The organism is Streptomyces sp. NPDC048191 (assembly GCF_040652655.1).
Taxonomy (GTDB): domain Bacteria; phylum Actinomycetota; class Actinomycetes; order Streptomycetales; family Streptomycetaceae; genus Streptomyces.
In genome coordinates, this window is sequence record NZ_JBEZMO010000027.1 from 20,655 (window position 1) to 38,724 (window position 18,070).

The window sequence follows — 18,070 nt, forward strand, 5'->3', positions numbered from 1 at the left end:
GCGTCAGATCCCGCTCTTCTCCCGCCACAGCGCGGCGAGGGAGCGGTCACCCGACACGCTCGGCACGGGCCTTCGGTTCCACAGCGCCAGATACAACTCGTCGGCGGGCCCGGCCAGTTCGGCCTCGGCCTCTTCCGCCGCGTGCGGTACGGCCACCGGCGGCTCGGCCGTGAGCCGTACGGTCCACACCGCGTCCGCGTCCACCGCGCGCACCCCCAGCACCCGCGGCTCGGGTGTACGCACACGGCTCCTGGAGCGGGCGTGGAAACCGCGCAGCAACTCGTCGATGCCGTCCACCGCGAAGTCCGGCGCGATGGGTGACGCCGGGCCACCGCGGGCGGCCTCGGCGTCGTACCGGTGGACGGTCGTCTCGTGCGCCTGCCGGCGCGTCCAGAACGCCAGCGGTGAGGGGCTGGGTGCCGGATGGAAGGTCCAGCACTCCAGGTCGGCGGGCGCGGCGGTCAGGGTGTCGACCAGGAGGCGGTGGCTGTCCCGGTACCAGTCCACCAGTTCGGCACCGTCGAGGTCCGGGGGGTCGCCGAAGGGGCGGGGCTCCGTGCACCCGCCGGCGACGATGCCCGCGGCCCACCGGTGCACCGCTCCGGTGTGCCGCAGCAGGTCCCGCACCTGCCACTCCGGGCAGGTCGGCACCTTGGCCTCGGTCCCCGCCACGGCGGCCGCCGCCGCGAGCAACCGGCCCTCGCGGTCCAGGGTCTGAAGGAAGTCGGCAGTGTTCATGGTCGAGAGTGTGCCGGATGCGGGGCGCTCGGCGGCCGGGATTTTTCCGGCGCCGCCGCGTCCGTGCCGCTGGGCTGCCGCCGCACGTGCCCGTCCGGCGCGGTGGCAGCGCTTGTCGGTACGGCGCTGTCGGGCAGGCGGTGGTGCGTGGCCGGCGGTGTGGCGGCTCTCGGAGTGGCCGGGTGCGTACGTTCCGGCGGTCGGCTCAGGTGCCTGTCCGGTGCGGTGACCATGTGCTCGTCGGTGCGGCGCCGTCGGGCGAGGAGCCGTGGGTCGCAGGCCGCGCCGAGGCCGTGGGCGCCGCCGGGGTCCTGCCCCGTCGGGTGTTCCCTCAGGTGCCCATCGTCCGTCGTGTGGACACCCCGATGAGCGCGGCGACGGCGGCCAGTGCCGCCACGCTGGTGAGCGCGGTCGGCAGGGAGAACCAGTCGGCCATGAAGCCGATCGCGGGCGGTCCGAGGAGCATGCCGCCGTAGCCCAGCGTCGAGGCGACGGCCACACCCGACGGGCCGGTCAGGGCGCCCGCCCGTTCCACGGCGACCGGGAAGAGGTTGGCGAGACCCAGACCGGTGACGGCGAAGCCGGTCAACGCGGCCCACACGGAGGGGGCGAGCGAGCCGAGCAGCATCCCGGCCGCCGCGACGGTGCCGCCGGCGATCACCGTGCGGGCACGTCCGAGCCGCTCCAGAAGGGTCGTGCCGGTCGCCCGGCCCACGGTCATGGCCAGCGCGAAACACGAGTACCCGGCCGCCGCCACGCCGGACGACGCCGCCAGGTCCTGCTGGAGGTGGAGCGCGCCCCAGTCGGCCATGGCGCCTTCGCCGTAGGCGGTGCACAGCGCGACCAGCCCGAAAACGAACACCAGCGCGCGGCCGCCGGTCCGCTGCGACGCGGTGGGGCCCGGCTCCCGTTGGGCGGAGGGGGCCCGGTCGGCCGGCGCGGGCGGCTCCTGCCGCAGCAGGGTGCGTCCGGCGACGGCGGTGACGAGCAGCCCGATCAGCGTGAGGCCGAGCAGGTGCCGCGTGGGGGAGAGCGCACCGGCGACCAGTCCGCCCAGCCCCGCGCCGATCATGCCGCCGAGGCTGAACGCGGCATGGAACGTGGGCATGATCGGCCGCCGCAACGCGGCCACCAGGTCGACGGCGGCGCTGTTGAAGGCGACGTTGATGCCGCCGTACGCGGCGCCGAACAGGAGGAGCACGGCGCCGAGGGCGGGCGCGGAGTGGGTGAGCGGGGGCAGGCTGACGCTGAGGGAGAGCAGCACCGCGCAGATGACGGTGACCGGATGGCTGCCGTAGCGGCGGCAGAGCCGGCCGGTGAGCGTCATGGTGATGACGGCGCCGACGGAGACGCCGAGCAGAGCCATGCCCAGAGCGCCGGTAGAAGCGTCGGTCTGCTCCTTGATGGCGGGGATACGGACGACCCAGCCCGCGAAGACGAAGCCGTCGAGGGCGAAGAAGGCGGTCAGAGCGATGCGGAGGCGGATGAGACTCCGGTCGGTACCCGGCACGACGCTGTGCGATCGGGGTTTGTTTATTAGCGGCACAAAGTCAGGCTAGGCCGGGTCGCGGGGTGGGGCAAGAGGTGTCGCGGGGCGTGGAGCCGCCGAGGGCCGTACCGTGCCGCTCCGGCCGACGCTGTGCGCGATGGGCAGGGGTGCGGCGTTTTCCGTGCCCTGGCCGCCCTCATGTGCCTGTCCTCGTGTGGTGGCCGGGCCTCGCCGGCGTGTCCGCGCGCCCTCGCACGGCCGGCGGCCGCAACCCGCGAGCCGGCCCGTCCGCCACTCGACGTGCCCGAGTCCTCGCGCCGCTCCGCAGGGGTCCGGTAGGAGCCCTGCCGGGACGCCCTGTCGGCGGACCTGTCCGGCACCGGGCCGGGACCGGGCGCCCGTTACGAGGGACCGGAGGCGTCGGCGCTGTCGTTCACGGCCGAGCTTCGGTACCTGCCGCCACGGCAGCGCGCGGTCCTGGCGCTGCGCGATGTGCCGGCTTCCGTGCCGCCGACGTGGCCGAAGTCCTCGACAGCAGCGGGGTGTCGGGTGAACAGCGTCCTGCTGCGGGCGAGCGCGCTGAACGGCCGGCTGCCCGCGCCCGGACCGGGACCGTGCGCCGCTGCCCCGCTCGGCGCGCGAACGCGCGCTCGCCGGACGGTTCGTGGACGCGATGGAGAACTCCGGCGTCGACGGCCCCGCCGCGCTGCTCGCCGAGGACGCCCGGCCGACGACGCCGCCCGAGTCGCTCGAATACCAGGGGCACGAGGCGACCGCCCGGTTCTACGGTGCCCTGCCCTGGCGGGGTGGCCGGGTGCTCCTTCTGGTGGCCACGCGCGAACGGGCAGTCGGCGTCAGGCAGCCGTCTGCCTGAGCCCGGGGGCTCATCTGCGTAAACGCAGGGGTCCGTTCGCACACGCCTACGGACCGGTCGTTCTCACTCTGCGAGACGACCGGATCGGTGCCCTCACCCCGTTCGGCGAAACCGCCCCTTTCCCGCCACCCGGGCCGCCTCGGACACCCCGCGGCCCGAGCCCGGCGCCCCTCGGACCGCCGATGTGGCCCTGACCTGCGCCGACTTGTGCCGCCAGAGCGCGGGGCGGCGTCAACAGGGCGCTGCCGTACGCCCCGTTCGTGCGCTTCGAGGGTGTCCACGCCCCGCCTCGCGACGGGATACGGCTCGGTTAATGCTTGCTCACGACCTGGTTGCCGAGGGGTGAGCGGTCCATGATGGGCCCATGACGTTGGCCTCGCGCGCTCTCGCGCAACTGGCGATCTGGCCCGACCTGAGTCAGACGGACCCGAGCTGCGGCGTGGGCCAGGCGGTGAGTTCGGCCCAGGGCGAGATCGCCCACTTCCACTCGGACCGCGATGTCGATCTGCGGCTGACCGACCGGGCCATCCGGCGTTTCGCCAAGGATCTGCGGGACTCGGGTGCGATCAGGGTCGTTCCGGGCTCGCAGTGGGTGACCCTGCGCCTGGACGCGGCGAGCGACGTCGACCTGCTGCTCACCCTGGTGAGTGTGGCGCTCCAGGCCCAGCAGACCTGGCCGGATCCGCTCGACCGGCCGGTCACGGGCTGCAACGACCAGCGCGGCGCCGGTTTTGTGAAGGCCGATCTCGGCGGCATCTGAGCCGGAGCGTGCGAAGACCCGCCGGAGCCGGCCCGGCCGTCACACCGTGAGGACCCGGACACCCGCCTCCTCGAAGCGCCGTACCGTCTCCTGCCCCACCGCCGCGTCCGTCACGAGCGTGTTCACCAGTTCCGCCCCGCAGATCCTGGCGAACGCCCGCTGGCCCAGCTTGCTGGAGTCCGCGGCCACCACCACCCGCTCGGCGCGCTCGCACAGCAGCCGGTTGATCGCGGCCTCCGCCTCGTCGTGCGCCGCCGCCCCGTGCGTGACGTCGAAGGCGACGACACCGAGCACCGCCACGTCGAGCGTGATCTGCCCGAGCACCCCGTCCGCGAGCGGACCGATGAGCTCGTACGACTGCGGGCGCGCCACCCCGCCCGTCACCACGATCTTGAACTGGGGCCGTACGGCGAGCTCGTTGGCGATGTTGAGCGCGTTGGTGACGACGGTGAGCGCGGGCGAGCCGGTGGACAGGTCGCCGCGTACGGCGAGGGCGCGGGCCACCTCCGTGGTGGTCGTACCGCCGGTCAGCCCCACCGCCTCGCCCGGCGCCAGCAGATCCGCCACGGCCTTGGCGATGCGCTGCTTCTCCGAGGCGCGGCGGGCCGTCTTGTAGCGCAGCGGGAGCTCGTACGACACCCCGTGCACCACCGCGCCGCCCCGGGTGCGCACCAGCATCTGCTGCTCGGCGAGCTGGTCGAAGTCCCGGCGGATCGTCGCCGCCGACACCTCCAGCTCGGCCGCCGCCTCCTCGACGTCCAGCCGGCCGCGCTCGACGAGCAGTTCCAGCAGCGCCTTCCAGCGGGCGTCCCGGGACATCCGCAGCCTCCGTTCTGAAGTGTTCCCGGCGACCCTAGCGCACCTCCCTCTGCGCACGAATGCTTGATTGTGCTCGAAAGCTCGCTATATCTTGCAGGAACAAGCAGTCAGGGGAGGGGTGTGGGCGATGACCCATGTCGAGGACGAGCTGAACAGCCAGCCGGAGTGCTGGATACGGGCGGCCGAGGAGGCGGGGCGGTACCGGGACGCGCTGCCGGGGCCGGGGGAGCGGGTCGCGATCGTGGGGTGCGGGACCTCGTACTTCATGGCGCAGGCGGTGGCCGGCCTGCGGGAAGGCGCCGGTCTGGGCGAGACCGACGCGTTCGCGGCCTCCGAGTTCCCGTACGGGCGCTCGTACGACCGGGTCGTGACCCTCACCCGCTCCGGCACCACCACCGAAGTGCTGGAGCTGCTGGGCGAGTTGAGGGGCAGGACGCGGACCACGGCCGTCACCGGCGATCCGGACACCCCGGTCGCGTCGGCCGCGGACGACCTCGTCGTGCTGGACTTCGCCGACGAACGCTCCGTCGTCCAGACCCGGTTCGCCACCACCGCCGTCACCCTCCTGCGCGCCCACCTGGGCCTGCACGGCGACTCCGTCGTCACCGACGCGCGCTCGGCCCTCACCACTCCTCTTCCCGAAGGGCTGGTCGGCTGCACCCAGTTCACCTTTCTCGGGCGCGGCTGGACCGTCGGGCTGGCGAGCGAGGCCGGGCTGAAGATGCGCGAGGCCTCGCTGTCCTGGACCGAGGCCTACCCGGCGATGGAGTACCGCCACGGCCCGATCAGCATCACCACCGAGGGCACGGCCACCTGGATGCTCGGTGAGGCACCGGACGGGCTCGCCGAACAGGTCCGCACCACCGGTGGATTGTGGATCGCCGGTCGCCTCGATCCGCTCGCCGAACTTGTCCGGGTCCAGCGGCTCGCGGTGGCCGTCGCCGCCGCGCGCGGACTCGACCCCGACCAGCCGCGCCATCTGACCCGCTCGGTGATCCTCGCCCCCTGAGCCCCGACCCGCGCCCGGAAGGACACCTCACGTGCCCCTTGCGTCCACCGGCGGGCTGGTCACCGCAGCCGCCGAGAACCGCTCCGCCGTCGCCGCGTTCAACGTCATCACCCTGGAACACGTCGAGGCCGTCATCGCCGGTGCCGAGTCGGCCGGCGCGCCCGTCGTCCTCCAGGTCAGCGAGAACGCCGTCAAGTTCCGCTACGGACGGCTGCTGCCGCTGGCCCGCGCGGCCGTGGCAGCGGCCGAACGAGCCGCCGTACCGGTCGCGTTGCACCTGGACCACGTGCAGAGCGACGACCTGCTGCGCCAGGCGCCCGGCGCCGGATTCAGCTCGGTGATGTACGACGCGGCCCGCCTGCCCTACGCCGACAACCTCTCGGCCACCCGGGCCGCCGCCGACTGGGCGCACTCCCAAGATCTCTGGATCGAGGCCGAGTTGGGTCAGATCGGCGGCAAGGACGGCACCCGTCCGCTGGACGCCCACGCGCCCGGCGCCCGCACCGACCCCGACCAGGCCCGCGACTTCGTGGCCGGCACCGGCGTCGACGCGCTCGCCGTCGCGATCGGCAGCGTGCACGCCATGACCACCCGCACCGCCACCCTCGACCACGGCCTGCTCAAGCGGCTGTCCGCCGCGCTGGCCGTCCCCCTCGTCCTGCACGGCTCCTCCGGCGTGCCGGACGACGGTCTGGTCGCGGCGGTGACGGGCGGCATCGCCAAGGTCAACGTGGGGACGGCGCTGAACGTGGCCATGACCGGGGCGATTCGCGCGTTCCTCGCGGCCCACCCGGAGGCCGTCGACTCGCGCAAGTACCTGAGTGTGGGCCGGGAGGCGATGGCCGACGAGGTGGGCCGGATCATCGGAGTCCTCCGCGGGACGGCCTAGCCCTTCTTGACCGCCCTCAGCACCACGAACTTCGGGTCGAAGGCGACCAGTTCGCTGTTCCCGAACAGTCGCCTCAGCTTCACGTGGTACCCCAGGTGCCGGTTCCCGATCACCCACAGCTCGCCTCCCGGCCGAAGCGAGCGCAGTGCCCCCGTGAACATCCGCCACGCCGTCGCGTCCGTCGTGGCCTGGTGGGAGTGGAACGGCGGGTTGTTCAGGACCAGGTCCACACTGCCAGGCGCCACCCCGGCCAGCCCGTCACCGACCCGGAACTCCGCGTGCCCCGGTACCCCGTTGGCCTTGTACGTCGCCTCCGCCGAGGCCACCGCCTGGAAGGACTCGTCCACGAACAGCACCTCGGCCGACGGGTCCGCCAGGGCCACCGCCGTGCCGACGACGCCGTTGCCGCACCCGAGGTCCACCACGCGGCTCGCCCCCGGTCCCGGCAGGTGCCGGAGGAAGAAGCGGGTGCCGATGTCGAGGCGGTCGGCGCAGAAGACGCCCGCGTGGTTGACGACCGTACGCCCGGAGACCGCGCCGACGCCCTCCGGGAGCGCGTAGCTGTACGGCCACGGGTTCACGGGCCGCTCCAGCGCCGGGTCGGGGCTGCACAGGATCAGCCGGGCCTTCTGCCGCGCCAGCGAGGTCCGGGTCGGGCCGAGGACGCGCTCGAACAGCTGGAGCGTGGAGGTGTGGATCTCCTTCACCATCCCCGTGCCGACGACCACCGTGCCCGCGTGCACGGCGGGCGCCAGCCGCAGCAGCTGGTCCTCCAGCAGCGCCAGGCTCTTCGGCACCCGCACCAGGAGCACGTCCACCCGCTCCGGCGGCGGATCCTGGGTCGTCAGCAGCCGGACGGCACCGGGCGCGACACCGGCGCGCGCCAGATTCGCCCGGGTCGCCTCCTGGCTCAGGAAGGAGTCGGTGATCTGCGTCGGCCGGTGCTCGGCGAGCGCCGTGACCAGCGCACCCCAGCGGTCCCCGACCACCACGACCGAGCCCGTGAGCGGCACCCCCTCCTCGGCCAGGTGGCGCAGCAGATACGCGTCGGAGGCGTCCCAGGCACGCAGCCGGTCACGCGGATCCTCGGGGAAGCGGGACAGTTCGACCTCGCCCCACGGTGTCGTCATACGCTCGCTCATCGTGCCTCCCAGGCTAGCGGAGCCGCAGCTCAGGAACGGTGGCGCGGGCCTGCGGCAGGATGGAGCGTGTGGACGCGGAACTGTTTCCCCGGGAGCGCGCGGAAGTCGCGCCGGGCGCCGTGCACGTCCCGGACTGGCTGGACGCCGGCGGGCAGCGCGACCTGCTCGCCGCCTGCCGCGAGTGGGCGCGGCCACCGGCCGGGCTACGCACGGTCCGCACCCCGGGCGGCGGCACGATGACCGCGCGCCAGGTCTGCCTGGGCTGGCACTGGTACCCGTACGCCTACGCCCGCACGGCCGTCGACGGCGACGGCGCACCCGTGAAGCCGTTCCCGGCCTGGCTCGGCGAACTGGGCCGCCGCGCCGCCGTCGCCGCGCTGGGCCCGCAGGAGCCGTACGCGTACGACATCGCGCTGATCAACTTCTACGACGGCGAGGCCCGCATGGGCATGCACCGCGACGGCGACGAGCAGGCGGACGCCCCGGTGGTCTCCCTCAGCCTCGGCGACACCTGCGTCTTCCGCTTCGGCAACCCCGAGACGCGCGCGAAGCCGTACACCGACGTGGAGCTGCGCAGCGGTGACCTGTTCGTCTTCGGCGGGCCCTCCCGGCTCGCGTACCACGGCGTGCCGCGCGTGCACCCGGGCACGGCACCGCCCGGGCTGGGGCTCGCCGGACGGCTGAACATCACCCTGCGGGTGAGCGGGCGGTAGCCGACGGCGCGGGCAACCCGGAGTGCGGATCATGGGAGACTCGCCCTCATGAGCGGCAAGGCGGATCCCCGTACGGCGGGGGAGAGGACCACCTCGAGAGCGCGGCTGGACCGCGGGCGCGGCGCGCTCGGACCCGCGCTGGAGCTGGTGCACACCGGGCGGGCGCCGACCCGCGCCGTGCTCACCGCGGAGCTCGGTGTCACCCGGGCGACGGCGGGGGCGGTGGCCGCCGAACTGGAGGCGCTCGGGCTGATCCGGGTGGACGCCCGGCCGGGTGCCGCGGCCGGCTCCCAGGGCCGCCCCTCGCACCGGCTTCTGGTCGCCGAGGACGGCCCGGTGGCGCTCGCCGCGCAGGTCCACGCCGACGGCTTCCGGGCGGCGCTGGTCGGCCTCGGCGGGCGGATCGTCGCGACCGCGCCCGGCTGCGAGACCGTCGACGCCGACCCGGCGAAGGTGCTCGGCTCGGTGGTGGAAGCGGGCGCCGAACTGCTGCGCACCACCGGCCGCCGCTGTGTCGGCGCCGGACTCGCCGTACCGTCCGCCGTGGCCGAACCCGACGGCCTCGCCCTCAACCCGCTGCACCTGGCCTGGCCCGTAGGCGCCCCGGTCCGCACGATCTTCGCGGAGTGCGTACGCTCGGCCGGCATCACGGGCCCGGCGTTCGCGGGCAACGACGTCAACCTCGCCGCCCTCGCCGAGCACCGGCACGGCGCCGGCCGGGGCGCCCGGGACCTGCTGTGCGTGGCCACCGGACACCGGGGCGTCGGCGGCGCACTCGTGCTGGACGGCCGTCTGCACACCGGCAGTTCGGGCCTCGCCCTGGAGGTCGGACATCTCACGGTCAACCCGGAGGGCCGCCCGTGCCACTGCGGCAGCCGCGGCTGCCTGGACGTCGAGGCCGACCCGCTGGCCCTGCTGATCGAGGCCGGCCGCGAGCCGGGCCCCGAGGTGTCGCTGCTCCAGCAGGCCAACGACCTGCTGCGCACCCAGTACGACGACCCGGCCGTCCGCAGGGCCGCCGAAGCCCTGATCGACCGCCTGGGTCTGGGCCTCGCCGGACTGGTCAACATCCTCAACCCCGACCGCATCATCCTCGGCGGTCTGCACCGCACCCTCCTGGACGCGGACCCCGGCCGACTGCGCGCGGTCGTCGCCGACCGCAGCCTGTGGGGCCAGAGCGGCGGCGTACCGATTCTGCCCTGCACACTCGACCACAACAGCCTCGTCGGAGCGGCCGAACTGGCCTGGCAGCCGGTGCTCGACGACCCGCTGGGGGCGCTGCGGTGACCCCCGCGGCCGTGGAGATCCTGCCCGCCGGGCGCATCCGCCTGGTCGAGACGGCCCTGCCGGAGCTGTCGGGCCGCCACCGCTCGGCGATGGACCGCGCGTGGGAGGAGGCGGTACGCGCCAACCCGGCCCTGTTCGACGGACCGGTGGCCGCGCTGACCGGCCTGGAGCGGGACGGCTCCGACGGCCTGGTGCTCTCCTGGGCCCGGGCCACCTACCGGTACCGCGCCCTGCGCCGGGTGCCCGACGCTCCCGAGTACGCCTCCCTGTTCGTGTCCGTGGTGCAGCCGGCCGACGACGGCCGTCTGCTGGTGGGCCGCATGGCACCCTCCACCGCGTCCCCGGGGCGCTGGCAGCTGCCCGGCGGAACCGTCGAACCACCGGAGGGCGACGGTGAGTTGGACTTCACGACACTGCGCGCGCACGCGGCCCGGGAACTCGCCGAGGAGACCGGAAGCGACACCCCGCCCGACTCCCTGACCGGCTGGCTGACCACCCGGGGCCAAAGCGGCAACGTCGGCGTGATGTTCACCGCCCCGCCCCGCCCCGCACAGGAGTTGTGCGACCGGTATGCCCAGTTGGTGAGGACGGAGACCGCGCACGGTGACGAGCCCGAGTTCGACCGGATCGACCTGATCGGCTCACCCGCCGACCTCGAACGGCTCGAAGGGCCCCTCGCCGACTATCTGAGGCCCGTCGTAGGCGCTCACGCGGCCGCCTGAGCCGCACCCGGGCAGGTACTGGGCGACGGTCCGTCACCGCCAGTCGACCGCGAACGCCCGCCCCGGATGCTCGGCAAGGATCCGCCTCACCAACTCCGCGCCCAACTCGGCCTCCAGCCGCGGCCTAACCCCGCGCAGCAGGTACGGCATGCCGGGCCCGCCGTCGACCGAGCGGGCCCCGGCGACCACCGTGTCCCCGCCCAGCAGCAGCCGGTCGCCGAAGCCGGCCTCGGCCAGGGCCCGTACCGCCTCCGGCATCCGCCAGTCGGTGGCGTGATGGGCACGGGAGGGGCCGTCGAAGGCCAGCCAGCAGCCCGACGATGCGGCCTGGCGCTGCACCACCGGGTCGGGGCAGCGGTTCAGGTGTCCCAGGATCACCCGGTCGCCGGGCACCCCCAACTCGCCGCAGAGCAGGTCGAGTACGTCGAGCGCGCCGGTGCCCAGCTCCAGGTGCACGGCGATGGGCGCGCCGGTGGCGTGGTGCGCCTCGGCCGCGGCGCGCATGGTCCAGCGGGCGTGCGCGTCGAGCGTGTGGAAGCCGCCCGCCACCTTGATCAGACCGGCCCGCACCCCGGTCGTACCGATGCCGTCGGTCAGCTCGGACACGAACAGCTCGCCGAGGTCGCCGCCGCGCAGCCTGGCGAGCAACTCGGAGTCGTAGTGCGCGGCCTGGTGCAGTCCCGTGGCGCAGACCAGCCGCACGCCGGTGGCCCGGGACAGCTCCGGCAGGTCCGCGACCCGCCGTCCCATGCCGTACGGCGTCCACTGCGCGACGGCCGCTCCGCCCGCCGCCCGGAACGCGGCCAGCTCGGCCCGCGCGGCCGACAGGTCCTCGAGCTCCCGGCCCGGCAACCGGGGACTGTGCAGGAAGAGATGGTCGTGCGCGTCGCACACGCCGAGCTCCTCGGGCCTCGTGTCGCCGAGAACCGTACGGACGTGGCTCACCACTGCCGCCCGCGCGGGAGCCGGCCCCGGCCGGGGGCGGACAGGTGCAGCACCTGGAAGAGGTCCCCGTCGGCCTTCGGTGCATCGTGCTCCCAGAGCGAGAAGTGCACCAGTTCCCACGCGCGCGTGTCCACGGCCGCCGCCGCGAGCACCGCGCCGTCCTGCGCGGCAAGCCGCCCGGCCTCGGCCGCGGCGTCCGCCATGAACGCGGCCAACTCCACGCCCTCCGGCACCGGTTGGCGTCGGCGTACGGCGAACGCGGGCGCCGCACCGGCCGCTGCGCCCTCCTCGAAGGCCAGACCCGTCCACTGCCGGATCGCCGGCCGCCCGAAGTCGTCGACGGGCCCCTGGAAGGCTCCTCCCCACAGGAACCTGTTCATGCCCTCCAGGGTGTTCCAGAGGTAGAACGGCCCGTACTGGTTCACCGGTGAGCCGTGCACCCCGCGCTCGCGCAGCACGTACGTCTTGATGCCGAGGCCGTCCCAGTCGTCCAGCAGATGCGCCACGCGGGCGACGCGGGAGCGGATGACGCCCATGTCGTAGTCGGCGGGCAGGGTGTACTCGTACTGCATGGCGTGCATGTCGGGTTTCCCTTCTCGGGTGTGGGGCCGGGCGGTCGTCCGCGTGCGCGTGCCGCTCGGTCGTCGTGCCGTCCTCGGCGGCCTCCACGTCGCCGGGCCCGCCGCCCCGTCCCGGCCGCGCGTGTTCAACGTCCACTTCGCTCCGGGTGCTCACACCGGCTGGCACCGGCATCCGCACGGGCAGGTGCCGCGAGCAGGGAGAGCAGCCCGCGGACCCCGGCGTCGAAGGCGGCGGGGGAGCCGGAGGCGCGGGCGAGGACGTAGCCGCCCTGTACGGTCGCGAGGACGGCCGCAGCGATCTCCTCGCCGTCCAGCGAGGGCGCGAACTGCCCCTCCCGCTTGCCCTCCTCGACGAGCTGGGCGATCCGTGCGCGGATGGCGGCGATCGTCTCGTCCACCGGCGCGCGCAGCTCCTCGCTGGCGATCACGTCGGGGTCCATGGTCAGGCGCCCGACCGGGCAGCCGCGCAGTACGTCACGCTCGCGCAGCAGATACGCCTCGATGCGCTCGTACGGCGTGCCGGGCCCGCCGAGGACCCCCTCGGCGGCGGCGCGCAGCTCCTCCGCGGTCCGCCGGATCGCCGCCAGGGCGAGGTCCGGCTTTCCCTTGAAGTGGTGGTACATGCTGCCCTGGCCGGCGCCCGAGCGCTCCAGGATCGCCTTCGGGCTCGTGCCCACGTATCCGCGCTCCCACAGCAGCTCACGGGTGGACTCGATCAGTCGTTCCGGGGTGCTCATGCGGCCACTGTACATACTAGTAGTTACAGCGCGCCAGTCCGCCGGGAGCAGTTCGCCGCCCACGCCGTACTCCCCGGGAGGTACCCGCACTGCCGCCGGCCGCACGACGACCAGGACCCCTTCCCGGAGGGAGTCTCGTGGCATCCCCGCAGAGCGAACCGACAAGGGAGATGACCCGAGATGCAGACCCTGGCCGACTGGGACGGCGGTCCCGGCCCGTGGATCCTTTTCTTCCCGCTGGTCTGGGCGGCCGTCGTGATCGGCGCCGTCACCTTCCTGCGCCGCACGGCCTGGCGCGGGCGCGGCGGCCCCTGGCGGCCCGTGGACGGCGCACGCCCCGCGGGTGACTCGCCGCTCGCGGTCCTCGGCCGCCGCTTCGCCTCCGGCGAGATCGACGAGGACGAGTACTGGCGCCGGATGTCCGTCCTGGAGGAGCGGTTCGGCGGCACGGGCAAGGGGGGCGCGGCATGACCACGACGGCACTGCGGGTCGCGGCCCGCGTGGTCGGCGCGGTGAAGGTGTACGGCGGTGGCGACACCGCCGTACGTGCCCTGGACGGCGTCGACGTCTCCTTTCCCGCCGGGCGCTTCACCGCGATCATGGGTCCCTCGGGCTCCGGCAAGTCCACCCTCATGCACTGCGCGGCCGGCCTCGACACGCTCACCTCCGGCGCCGCCTGGATCGGCGACACCGAACTCGGCGCCCTCGACGACCGGCGCCTGACCCTGCTGCGCCGTGACCGGGTCGGCTTCGTCTTCCAGGCGTTCAACCTGGTGCCCACGCTGACCGTCGTCGAGAACATCACGCTGCCCCTGGACCTGGCCGGCCGGCGCGGCGACCAGGAGTGGATCGACGCGCTCGTCGACGTGGTCGGGCTGCGCGACCGGCTGCACCACCGGCCTTCGGAACTCTCCGGGGGCCAGCAGCAGCGCGTCGCCGTGGCCCGGGCATTCGCCGGACGGCCCGACGTGGTCTTCGCCGACGAGCCGACCGGCAACCTCGACTCCCGCTCCGGCGCGGAGGTCCTCGGCCTCCTCGGCTCCGCCGTCCGGGAGATGGACCGTACGGTCGTCATGGTGACGCACGACCCGGTGGCCGCCGCGCACGCCGACGAGGTGCTCTTCCTCGCCGACGGACGGCTCGTCGACCGCATGCAGGCGCCGACGGCGGACCGGGTCCTGGACCGCATGAAGGCCTTCGAGGTGCGGTCGTGAACGCGTCGCTCCGGCTCAGCCTCACCTCCCTGCGCGCACACCGGCGCCGCTTCGCGGGCACCTTCTTCGCCGTGTTCCTCGGCGTCGCCTTCCTGACCGGCACCCTCGTCATGGGCGACACGCTGCGCGCGAGCTTCGGCAGCATGTTCGGCGAGGCCACCAGCGGCACGGACGCCGTCGTACGCGGCGCCGACGCCATCACCACGCCGGGCGAGGCCCAGGGCGTACGGCGGCCGGTCGACACCTCGCTGGTGAAGACCATCGAGCGGGTACCCGGCGTGGCGGCCGCCGCCCCGGACATCCAGGGCGCCGGCCAACTCGTCGGCTCCGACGGCAAACCCGTCGGCGGCCAGGGACCGCCCACCCTCGCGGGCAACTGGATCAACGACCCGGGCCTCAACCCGTACCGGATCGCCGAGGGCCGCGCGCCCGCCCGGCCGGGCGAGGTCGTGGTGAACCGCGGTGCCGCGAAGAAGGGCGGTCTCAGGATCGGTGACACCACCACCCTGCGCACCCCCGACCCGGTCAGGGTCACCGTCGTCGGCCTCGCCACCTTCGGCGGCCAGGACGGCATGGCCCAGGTGACGTTCACCGGCATGACCCGGGCCGACGCCGAGAAGTACCTCACCGCGCGGCCCGGCCGGGCGGCGTCCATCGAGGTGCGGGCCGGACCCGGGGTGAGCCAGCAGGACCTGGTCCGGCGGCTGACCCCGGTACTGCCCGAGGGAGTCGAGGCGATCACCGGTCAGCAGTCGGCGCAGGAGAACACCGACATGATCTCCAGCCAGTTCCTGACCGTCTTCACCACCTTCCTGCTCGTGTTCTCCGGCGTCGCCCTGCTCGTCGCCACCTTCTCCATCCACAACACCTTCGCCATCGTGGTCGCCCAGCGCACCCGGGAGAACGCCCTGTTGCGTGCCCTCGGCGCGGCCCGCCGCCAGGTGACCGGGGTCGCCCTTGCCGAGGCCTGCCTCGTCGCGCTCACCGCGTCCCTCACCGGACTCGCGGGCGGCATCGGCATCGCCGCCGGGCTCCAGTCGCTGTTCCCGGCGATCGGATTCCCCTTCCCCGACGGCGACCTGGTGATCAAAACCCTGTCGATGGTCCTGCCGCTCGCGGTGGGGATCGTGGTCTGCCTGGGCTCCGCGCTCCTGCCGGCCCGGCGCGCCGGACGGACCGCGCCGCTCGCCGCCCTGCGCGAGACGGCCGTGGACACCTCCGGTGCCTCCCGGTCGCGCGCGGTCGCCGGAGCCGTCCTCGGCGCGCTCGCACTCGCCGCGAGCCTCGCCGGCGTGCTCGTCACACCCTCCGTATGGCTGGCGGGACTCGGCGCGCTGCTCGCCCTGGCGGCCTTCGTCGTCCTCGGCCCGGTCGCCGCCACCACGGCCGTACGCCTGCTCGGCGGCCCCCTGCACCGGCTGCGCGGAGTCACCGGCTCCCTGGCCCGGCGCAACGCCCTGCGCAGCCCGAAGCGGACGGCCGCCACCGCGAGCGCGCTGATGATCGGCGTGGCCGTCGTGTCGCTGTTCACCGTCTTCGGCGCCTCGCTGAAGGCCACGATGGACCAGACGGTGTCCCGCTCCTTCGCCGGCGACGTCGCCGTCAGCAGCCCGTCCTTCGGGGCGGGCGGCAGCGGACTCAGCCCCCGGCTCGCCCCGGCACTCCAGCGGCTCCCGCAGGTGGACACGGCCGTCGGGCTCGGCCGCGGCGTCGCCGAAGTGGACGGCAAGGGGCGCGCGTTGACCGTCACCGACCCGGCCGCGCTCGCCCGCACCTTCGACCTCGGCACGGTCACCGGCTCCCTTCGGGGCCTCGGCACCGACGGCATCGCCCTCACCCGGAAGGAGGCCGACCGGCAGCATCTGCGGGCCGGCGACACGGCCCGGCTGACCTTCACCGACGGCAGGAGCGAGGACTTCACCGTCCGGGCCGTGTACGGCCGGTCGGAACTCGCCGGGGACTACGTCATCACCCGCGCGGCCTGGGCCCCGCACCGCACCCAGGACGCGGACAGCCTGATCGCCGTCACCTTCAGGCCGGGCGTGAGTGCCGACGCGGGCAAGGCGGCGGTGCGGAAGGTCGCCGCACGGTACGGCAACCCCGAGGTGCAGACCCGCGACGAGTACGCGCAGTCGTCGGCGGGCGGCATCGACATGATGCTCACCCTCGTCTACGCCCTGCTCGTCCTCGCGGTCGTCATCGCCCTGCTCGGCATCGCGAACACGCTGACCCTCGCGGTGCACGAACGCACCCGGGAACTGGGCCTCCTGCGGGCCGTCGGCCAGACCCGCGCCCAGCTGCGGGCCATGGTCCGCTGGGAGTCGGTGCTGGTCGCCGCGTTCGGCACGGTCGGCGGCCTGGGACTCGGCGGCTTCCTCGGCTGGGTCCTGGTGAAGGCCTCGGACGGGGCGAGCGACACCGCGTTCGCCTTCGCGCTGCCGCCCGCGCGGCTCGCCGTGGTGGCCCTCGTCGGCCTCGTCGCCGGCGCCCTCGCGGGACTGCGCCCGGCCCGGCGGGCGGCCAGGCTGGACGTGCTGCGGGCCATCGCCACGGAGTGAGGAGCGGGAGCCACCACCGTCGTACCGGGGAGGTCACCGCCCGGTCAGCCGGAAACGGCCGACCGGGCGGGAGCCTGTGCCCCGGTTCCCACCGGGGCGCGCGCCACGGCGGGAACGGGCGCCACGGCCGGAGCGGCCTGCACCGCGGGGGCCGGCGCCGCGCTCGCGACCGGGGCCCCGGCGCCGATGGGAGCCCCGGCGCCGACAGGTGTCCCCGCGGTCCTGGGTACCGTGGCGGCCACGGGCACCGTCGACCGCACAGGGACGGGCCCGGCCGCCGGCCGGGGCTCCGCAGCGCGGCGCGGTGCGTGGGCCGGATGGGGCCGTACCACCGCCGGGGCGGTCAGCGTGAACCAGACGACCTTGCCGTGGTCGCCGTCCGGACGGGCACCCCAGCTCTCGCTCACGGCCGCCACCATCGCCAGCCCCCGCCCGCACGTGGCCAGCGGGCCGCCGTCCGGGACGGTCGCGACCTCGGCCGGCACGGGAAGACGCGGATCGTTGTCCCGTACCGAGACCGTGAGCCGGTCCGGGGCCAGCTCCAGCTCGACCGTGCACGACTTGTCGGGCCTGGCATGCCGGTGAACGTTGCTCAGCAGCTCGGTCACACCGAGCGCGGCCCGGTCTATCAAGGCGTCCATGTGCCAGTAGCGCAACTGCGCAGATACGATTCTGCGGACCTGGCCGATCCGCGACGGCAAAGCTTGGAGCTCCACCGTGCAGTGCCTGCTTGGGTGACTGATCACGGCTGCGACTCCCCGATGTAGAGGTCCGAAGGGACCGGAAGAACACGGAGAACAACGGATCCAGCAGGGTGCTTGCGTCCAAACGGCCGCCTGCTGTCATGGCCGGCGGGCTGGTTCGCAGCGTTATCGCCGGTAAACCCAGAGTGACGTGAGACCAGCGTGACGCAGCGGATGCGCTCCCGCAACTCGCCGCGACGGACCGCTGCTCGGAGTAACGCGACCGGCCTCTGCCCGGCCGGGCCGCCGTGACGGCTCTCAGCCGCCACGGCCGGCGGCCCGGCGCACCGCCTCGATGAACCGCCGTGCCGTGGGCGGACCGGCCTCGCCCGGAGCCGGGTCCTGCTCGCCCAGCGTCAGCTGGTACCGCGTGCCGTTGACGTCCGCCAACGCCTTGCCGTCCGGCCCGAACCACGGCCTGGAGGCGCGCACCGCCTGCACCGGAGCGCTGTCGATCTCGCTGCCGTAGCTGTTGAGCAACTCCAGCCTGCCGTCGTTGATCCGGACCTGCCCGGCCCGGGTGAGCGAACGCAGCCGCTTGCCGATCCGCACGCCCTTCGCCGTGAACTCCGGCTCCGCCATCCTTCGCCGCCCCCTTGCCCTGTGCCTTCGCGGTCCAGTGTGCGCCCCCTCGTGGCCCGTCCGGCGATTCTCTCCCCTGACCCCGCGCCGTCCGGTACGTGCGAGCGCGAGGCGCCGTGGGTCCCGCCCCCGGGCGGGCGGCGGGAATCGCCGGACAGGTCCTGGGGACGATCGTCCCGTCGCGTGCAGTCTGCCCCGCTACGGCCGGGAGCACCAGTACGCGCGGGGCGCGTACGGCGGTCGTCCGGAGCACTCCCGCCAATGCGCC

19 protein-coding genes are annotated in these 18,070 nt (G+C 74.2%); 10 read left to right on the forward strand and 9 right to left on the reverse strand.

Features of this window, described 5'->3' with window-relative positions:
* Positions 1–3 precede the first annotated feature (3 nt).
* Together AB0D93_RS31965 and AB0D93_RS31970 are read right to left on the reverse strand one after the other, a co-directional pair.
* Positions 4–738 (reverse strand): maleylpyruvate isomerase family mycothiol-dependent enzyme, encoded by a 735-nt coding sequence (locus AB0D93_RS31965; protein WP_362126923.1) that lies wholly within the window; start codon positions 736–738, stop codon positions 4–6.
* Positions 739–1,069: 331 nt separating this feature from the next.
* A complete protein-coding gene (locus AB0D93_RS31970) occupies positions 1,070–2,248 on the reverse strand; it encodes an MFS transporter (RefSeq protein WP_362126926.1) in 1,179 nt (392 codons plus the stop codon).
* 643 nt (positions 2,249–2,891) lie between these two features.
* Between AB0D93_RS31970 and AB0D93_RS31975 the strand changes: the two genes are divergently transcribed.
* Both AB0D93_RS31975 and AB0D93_RS31980 read left to right on the forward strand, forming a co-directional pair.
* Positions 2,892–3,101, forward strand: a complete 210-nt coding sequence (locus AB0D93_RS31975; protein WP_362126929.1) for a hypothetical protein — start codon at positions 2,892–2,894, stop codon at positions 3,099–3,101.
* 364 nt (positions 3,102–3,465) lie between these two features.
* Positions 3,466–3,861 (forward strand): luciferase family protein, encoded by a 396-nt coding sequence (locus AB0D93_RS31980; protein WP_362126932.1) that lies wholly within the window; start codon positions 3,466–3,468, stop codon positions 3,859–3,861.
* 39 nt (positions 3,862–3,900) lie between these two features.
* On the opposite strand, the gene AB0D93_RS31985 is transcribed toward AB0D93_RS31980, so the two are convergent.
* Positions 3,901–4,680: a DeoR/GlpR family DNA-binding transcription regulator gene (locus AB0D93_RS31985; RefSeq protein ID WP_362126935.1), complete on the reverse strand. Its 780-nt coding sequence runs from the start codon at positions 4,678–4,680 to the stop codon at positions 3,901–3,903.
* Between the two features lie 127 nt (positions 4,681–4,807).
* Between AB0D93_RS31985 and AB0D93_RS31990 the strand changes: the two genes are divergently transcribed.
* On the forward strand, positions 4,808–5,689 hold the full coding sequence (locus tag AB0D93_RS31990) for a sugar isomerase (RefSeq protein WP_362126938.1): 882 nt from the start codon (positions 4,808–4,810) through the stop codon (positions 5,687–5,689).
* Between the two features lie 31 nt (positions 5,690–5,720).
* Positions 5,721–6,578, forward strand: coding sequence for a class II fructose-bisphosphate aldolase (locus AB0D93_RS31995; RefSeq protein WP_362126941.1), 858 nt, complete (start codon positions 5,721–5,723; stop codon positions 6,576–6,578).
* Here the strand turns inward: AB0D93_RS31995 and AB0D93_RS32000 are convergent.
* Entirely contained in the window at positions 6,575–7,708 is a 1,134-nt protein-coding gene (locus tag AB0D93_RS32000) for a methyltransferase (RefSeq protein WP_362127140.1), read from the reverse strand. The two genes, AB0D93_RS31995 and AB0D93_RS32000, sit on opposite strands and share 4 nt — an antisense overlap.
* An 80-nt stretch (positions 7,709–7,788) precedes the next feature.
* Here AB0D93_RS32000 and AB0D93_RS32005 point away from each other — a divergent pair, with 80 nt between their 5' ends.
* The 3 genes from AB0D93_RS32005 to AB0D93_RS32015 are packed head-to-tail and all read left to right on the forward strand — an operon-like array spanning position 7,789 to position 10,442.
* Positions 7,789–8,433 carry an alpha-ketoglutarate-dependent dioxygenase AlkB gene (locus AB0D93_RS32005; protein ID WP_362126944.1) on the forward strand — a complete coding sequence of 215 codons (645 nt, stop codon included), beginning with the start codon at positions 7,789–7,791 and terminating at the stop codon, positions 8,431–8,433.
* Positions 8,434–8,481: 48 nt separating this feature from the next.
* On the forward strand, positions 8,482–9,720 hold the full coding sequence (locus AB0D93_RS32010; protein WP_362126947.1) for an ROK family protein: 1,239 nt from the start codon (positions 8,482–8,484) through the stop codon (positions 9,718–9,720).
* Complete coding sequence (locus AB0D93_RS32015; RefSeq protein ID WP_362126950.1) at positions 9,717–10,442, forward strand: NUDIX domain-containing protein; 726 nt, start codon at positions 9,717–9,719, stop codon at positions 10,440–10,442. The genes AB0D93_RS32010 and AB0D93_RS32015 overlap by 4 nt, the downstream gene beginning before the upstream one ends.
* A 33-nt stretch (positions 10,443–10,475) precedes the next feature.
* On the opposite strand, the gene AB0D93_RS32020 is transcribed toward AB0D93_RS32015, so the two are convergent.
* The 3 genes from AB0D93_RS32020 to AB0D93_RS32030 form a co-directional block, all read right to left on the reverse strand.
* The gene (locus AB0D93_RS32020) at positions 10,476–11,387 is read right to left on the reverse strand and encodes a phosphotriesterase (protein ID WP_362126953.1); all 912 of its coding nucleotides are present in this window, start codon (positions 11,385–11,387) and stop codon (positions 10,476–10,478) included.
* Positions 11,384–11,968, reverse strand: a complete 585-nt coding sequence (locus AB0D93_RS32025; RefSeq protein WP_362126956.1) for a DUF4865 family protein — start codon at positions 11,966–11,968, stop codon at positions 11,384–11,386. The genes AB0D93_RS32020 and AB0D93_RS32025 overlap by 4 nt, the downstream gene beginning before the upstream one ends.
* Before the next feature lie 125 nt (positions 11,969–12,093).
* The gene (locus tag AB0D93_RS32030) at positions 12,094–12,720 is read right to left on the reverse strand and encodes a TetR/AcrR family transcriptional regulator (protein WP_362126959.1); all 627 of its coding nucleotides are present in this window, start codon (positions 12,718–12,720) and stop codon (positions 12,094–12,096) included.
* Between the two features lie 165 nt (positions 12,721–12,885).
* Here AB0D93_RS32030 and AB0D93_RS32035 point away from each other — a divergent pair, with 165 nt between their 5' ends.
* From AB0D93_RS32035 to AB0D93_RS32045, 3 genes are read left to right on the forward strand one after another with little or no spacing between them, the layout of a single operon-like run.
* The gene (locus AB0D93_RS32035; RefSeq protein ID WP_362126962.1) at positions 12,886–13,176 is read left to right on the forward strand and encodes an SHOCT domain-containing protein; all 291 of its coding nucleotides are present in this window, start codon (positions 12,886–12,888) and stop codon (positions 13,174–13,176) included.
* The gene (locus tag AB0D93_RS32040; RefSeq protein WP_362126965.1) at positions 13,173–13,919 is read left to right on the forward strand and encodes an ABC transporter ATP-binding protein; all 747 of its coding nucleotides are present in this window, start codon (positions 13,173–13,175) and stop codon (positions 13,917–13,919) included. Before AB0D93_RS32035 ends, AB0D93_RS32040 begins: the two co-directional genes overlap by 4 nt.
* Complete coding sequence (locus tag AB0D93_RS32045) at positions 13,916–16,477, forward strand: FtsX-like permease family protein (RefSeq protein ID WP_362126968.1); 2,562 nt, start codon at positions 13,916–13,918, stop codon at positions 16,475–16,477. Before AB0D93_RS32040 ends, AB0D93_RS32045 begins: the two co-directional genes overlap by 4 nt.
* Positions 16,478–16,521: 44 nt before the next feature.
* Here the strand turns inward: AB0D93_RS32045 and AB0D93_RS32050 are convergent, their stop codons facing one another.
* Both AB0D93_RS32050 and AB0D93_RS32055 read right to left on the reverse strand, forming a co-directional pair.
* Positions 16,522–17,223, reverse strand: a complete 702-nt coding sequence (locus tag AB0D93_RS32050; RefSeq protein WP_362126971.1) for an ATP-binding protein — start codon at positions 17,221–17,223, stop codon at positions 16,522–16,524.
* Positions 17,224–17,478: 255 nt separating this feature from the next.
* Positions 17,479–17,802, reverse strand: a complete 324-nt coding sequence (locus AB0D93_RS32055; protein WP_362126975.1) for a hypothetical protein — start codon at positions 17,800–17,802, stop codon at positions 17,479–17,481.
* Positions 17,803–18,070 lie beyond the last annotated feature (268 nt).